The 4202-nt window shown below is 49.8% G+C and carries 4 protein-coding genes; 1 reads left to right on the forward strand and 3 read right to left on the reverse strand.

Annotation, left to right across the window (positions count from 1 at the left end; translation table 11 throughout):
• Nucleotides 1-132 precede the first annotated feature (132 nt).
• The 3 genes from bamE to nadK form a co-directional block, all read right to left on the reverse strand.
• Entirely contained in the window at nucleotides 133-474 is a 342-nt protein-coding gene (bamE, locus tag LVQ77_RS22195) for an outer membrane protein assembly factor BamE (protein WP_034457332.1), read from the reverse strand.
• 223 nt (nucleotides 475-697) lie between these two features.
• Nucleotides 698-2359, reverse strand: coding sequence for a DNA repair protein RecN (gene recN / locus LVQ77_RS22200; RefSeq protein WP_232905492.1), 1662 nt, complete (start codon nucleotides 2357-2359; stop codon nucleotides 698-700).
• An 86-nt stretch (nucleotides 2360-2445) separates the two neighbouring features.
• On the reverse strand, nucleotides 2446-3324 hold the full coding sequence (gene nadK / locus LVQ77_RS22205) for an NAD(+) kinase (RefSeq protein WP_151996094.1): 879 nt from the start codon (nucleotides 3322-3324) through the stop codon (nucleotides 2446-2448).
• Nucleotides 3325-3453: 129 nt separating this feature from the next.
• Here nadK and grpE point away from each other — a divergent pair, with 129 nt between their 5' ends.
• Complete coding sequence (gene grpE / locus LVQ77_RS22210; RefSeq protein ID WP_154155598.1) at nucleotides 3454-4038, forward strand: nucleotide exchange factor GrpE; 585 nt, start codon at nucleotides 3454-3456, stop codon at nucleotides 4036-4038.
• The last annotated feature ends 164 nt before the right edge of the window (nucleotides 4039-4202 follow it).

Genomic DNA, 4202 nt, shown 5'->3' on the forward strand with positions numbered 1-4202 from the left:
ATACCGAGAGCTTGTGAAAGTTCCATTTAAAAAGGGTCCATGTTGAGCATGAACCCTTTTTACACGAGCCACCGGATCGGTCAACTGATCCTTAAACGATCGGCATTAGCCGATTGGCACCTTTTTTATTGGTTATTCTTTTTCCAGCTTTGGCTTGTTGTCGATGTTGGTCAACACACCGCTGCTGTTGAAGGTCAGCGTCAGCGTTTGCTGAGTGACATTTTCATGCCCTGGTTGCTGGCGGAAAACATAGAACCAGGTACTTGTACCGAATGGATCGGTCATCATTGGTGTACCCAGAGCATACGCAACTTGTTGTTGAGTCATGCCAGTACGAATCTTTGACACATCGTTCTGTGTCAGGTAGTTCCCCTGGTTAATGTCGGGGCGGTAAACCACTCGCTCCAGAGTGGAACAGCCTGCGGTCAGCATAAGAAGAACCGCTGCGGCAGCAGTCAGCGTTTTACAGCGCATAGTGATTTGATTCCTTTTCGGGCCCGAGCAGCACATGGCTCATTCATAATATGCCGATGATAATAAACCTTTACGCAGTTTAAAACATTAAGGCGCTTAACTCTGACCCTGGTTCGGCAAAAAAGTTGGCTTAAAACCTGCTCAATTAACAATATGCTAGCGGAATGCTTGTTTTTTGAACGATGCATATCATGCACTGCATAATGTGTATCGACAATAGCCGTTAAGCTGCCAGTAACTCTTTTGCGTTGGCAAGTGTATTGCGTGTGACTTCGCTGCCACCGAGCAAACGAGCCAGCTCTTGCAGGCGTGAGCGTTTATCCAACGGCTGCATATGGGTTTCCGTCATTTCACCATCTGTTTCTTTGCTGACAAAGAAGTGATGATGCCCACAACCTGCAACCTGTGGCAGGTGGGTTACGCACATGACCTGTGTTGATTCGCCCAACTGGCGGAGTAATTTGCCTACCACTGCGGCGGTTGGGCCGCTGATCCCAACGTCCACTTCATCGAAGATTAAGGCCGGGGTTTCCATTTTACGCGCCGTGATCACCTGAATGGCCAGAGCAATACGTGAAAGCTCACCACCTGACGCCACTTTTGCCAGTGGTTGTAATGGCTGCCCAGGGTTAGTCGTTACGCGGAAATCAATGCGGTCTGCACCGTCGGCGGTTAGGTGATTCTCGTTAAACTCTACATCGATAGCCAGTTTGCCATGTGGCATTGATAGCGAATGCATGCTTTCGGTAATCAATTCGCAAAGCTCGGCAGCGTAATGTGCACGGCGCTGATGCAATTCATGCGCGATACTCAGTGCTTGCTGATGATGGAGAGTCACTGCTTGCATCAATTCGTCCTGAGAGCTGGCCTGCTCGTCGAGCTGTTGCAACTCTTCCAGCAGTTGCTGGTGGAAAACCGGCACTTCTTCAGGTGCTATGTGGTGCTTGCGCGCCAGCGAGATTTGCCTGGAGATCCGCTGCTCCAGCTCATACAAACGGTTTGGGTCCAGATCCAGTCGGTCACAGTAGTGGCGTAACTCATCGCTGGCTTCTGAAATCTGAATGTTGGCCTCTTCCAGCATATTCAATACACCAGATAGTTTTGCGTCCATTCCGGCTAATTCTTCCATCAGATGGCGCACGGTATAGAGTTGGCTTTGCAGATTGTTGTCTTCGCCATCGGCAAGGATCGCCAGCGCTTGTTGACTGGTAGAAATCAGTTGCCCGCTGTTTGCCAGCCGTTTGTACTCTTCGTCGATTTGTTCGAATTCACCTGCGACAGGTGAGAATTCATTGAGTTCTTTTAGCTGGTAATTAAGCAGTTCAGTACGTGATGCACGTTCCTGAGCAAGTTGCTGATACTGTGCAAGAGTTCGGCAGCTTTGATGCCATTCGCGGTAGCGTTCTGCCATTTGCTGCAAGAGGGCAGCTTCCCCAGCATAACCATCAAGCAGGTTTTTTTGATGCTCAGGTTTCAACAAAAGTTGGTGCGCATGCTGTCCGTGAATTTGAATCAGCATTTGGCCGAGGTCACGCAGTTGCGAAAGGGGAACAGCAGTGCCGTTAATAAAGCCGCGTGAACGACCATCACTGCTGATAACACGACGCAATAAGCACTCGCGGCCATCATCAAGCTGGTTTTCTTCCAGCCAGCGCAGGGCTGCGGGGGTATCTTTCAGGGAGAAACGGGCACAGAGGTCGGCACGGCTGGCACCACGGCGCACCATGTCTGCTTCAGCGCGGCCGCCGAGACACAACCCCAGGGCATCAATCGCAATAGATTTACCGGCACCTGTCTCACCGGTAATGGCTGTCATGCCGTGGTGAAAATCAATTTCCAGTTCACGAACGATTGCGAAGTTACTGATGGTGAGTTGTGCCAGCATAATAGCTTTCCTGTATGAAAAGACATGACTGTGTTTTCATACAGTATAAACTGGTTTTATATACAGTAAAGAGCCTGGGGCGCTTTTTAGAACAATTTTTTTGACCAGCCGAGTTTTGAGCTCAATGTATTGAAATAACTGTAATCTTTTGGGTGGATAAGATTGAGATGGTAATCGCAACGGCGAATCAGTACATCTTCCCCTTCCTGAATCGGCAGGGCAATCTGGCTGTCACAGCTGATTTCCAGGTCGCTACGCATGTGCGAGAACCGCAGCCGGATAGTGCTGCTGCTGTTGATAACCAGCGGGCGGGCAGAAAGCGTGTGTGGGAACATTGGCACAAGTGTAATGGCATCAAGTGATGGGGTCAGAATTGGCCCGCCAGCAGAGAGCGAATAGGCTGTTGAGCCGGTTGGCGTAGAGATGATTAACCCGTCAGAGCGTTGCGAGAAGGCAAAGATCTCATCGATATAGACTTCGAATTCAATCATGTGCGCCACTTTGCCAGGGTGCAGAACGACTTCGTTGATGGCTGTGCTCAGGCGCGTTGGGGTATCTTGTTGGCAAACTTGGGCTTCAAGTAAGAAGCGGCGTTCTGCGATGTAATGCCCCTCAAGGACATCCGCCAGCTGTTGCTGGGCATTATCCGGGTCAAGGTCGGTTAGAAAACCCAGGTTGCCACGGTTGATGCCAATAACTTTAATGTCATAGCGAGCGAGAACGCGGGCTGCGCCAAGCATATTGCCATCACCACCAACCACAACGGCGAGATCGGCCTGCTGACCAATTTCTGCCAATGTGCCGGTTTTCACGTTTTTGAGGTTAAGTTCCTGGGCAATTTGCGACTCAACAATGACATCGTAGCCCTTGGTGCATAGCCAGCGATACAGCATTTCATGCGTGGTGAGGGCTGTGGGGTGACGAGGGTGCCCGACAATACCAATGCAGTTGAAATGTTTGTTCATTATGCCGATGGTCCTTATACGCAGAGATGCAGTCATTTATGACAATATGTCACGTTCCCTTGAATCCAGGAAACTGATCCCCATAATAAGCGAACCAGCGAGATGAATGCTAAAAACGCGGAGAAATTCATGAGTAGTAAAGATCAGAAAACACCAGACGAGCAAGTCTCGGACGAAATTGCAATGGAAAGCCACGAAGAAGTCGAGGCCGTAGAGGGTGCCGAAGTGGTTGATCCGCGCGATGAACAAATTGCCGATTTAAAAGCGCAACTGGAAGAAGTTCAGCAGCGCGAGCGTGACCTGGCGTTACGCAACAAAGCGGAAATGGAAAACCTCCGTCGCCGCACCGAACTCGATATTGAAAAGGCGCACAAGTTCGCTTTAGACAAATTCGTCAATGAATTGCTGCCTGTTATCGACAGCCTTGACCGTGCTCTGGAAGTGGCTGACAAGTCCAACACTGATTTGGCTGCCATGATTGAAGGCATCGAATTAACTCAGAAATCGATGCTGGATGTGGTGCGTAAATTTGGTGTGGATGTGGTTGGCGAAACCAACGTGCCGTTCAACCCGGATGTGCATCAGGCAATTGCGATGGTTGAATCCGAAGATGTGGCACCAAACCATGTGCTGATGGTGATGCAGAAGGGTTACACCCTGAATGGTCGCACACTGCGTGCAGCAATGGTTTCTGTGGCTAAAGCCAAAGCGTAATTCGTCAAATTGCATTAAATAAAAAGCCAGCCTTCAGGGCTAATGCCGGTCACTTAAGGTGACCGGCATTGTTTTTTAAGGGATATTTCGACCTTTTTTCTCTCACTTCCCTTGCATATTCACGCTCACGCCTCGAGGGGAGTTTTAGCATCGCTGCGTTGCTG

This window comes from Buttiauxella cochleicola, from assembly GCF_021282435.1.
Classification (GTDB): Bacteria; Pseudomonadota; Gammaproteobacteria; order Enterobacterales; family Enterobacteriaceae; genus Buttiauxella; species Buttiauxella massiliensis.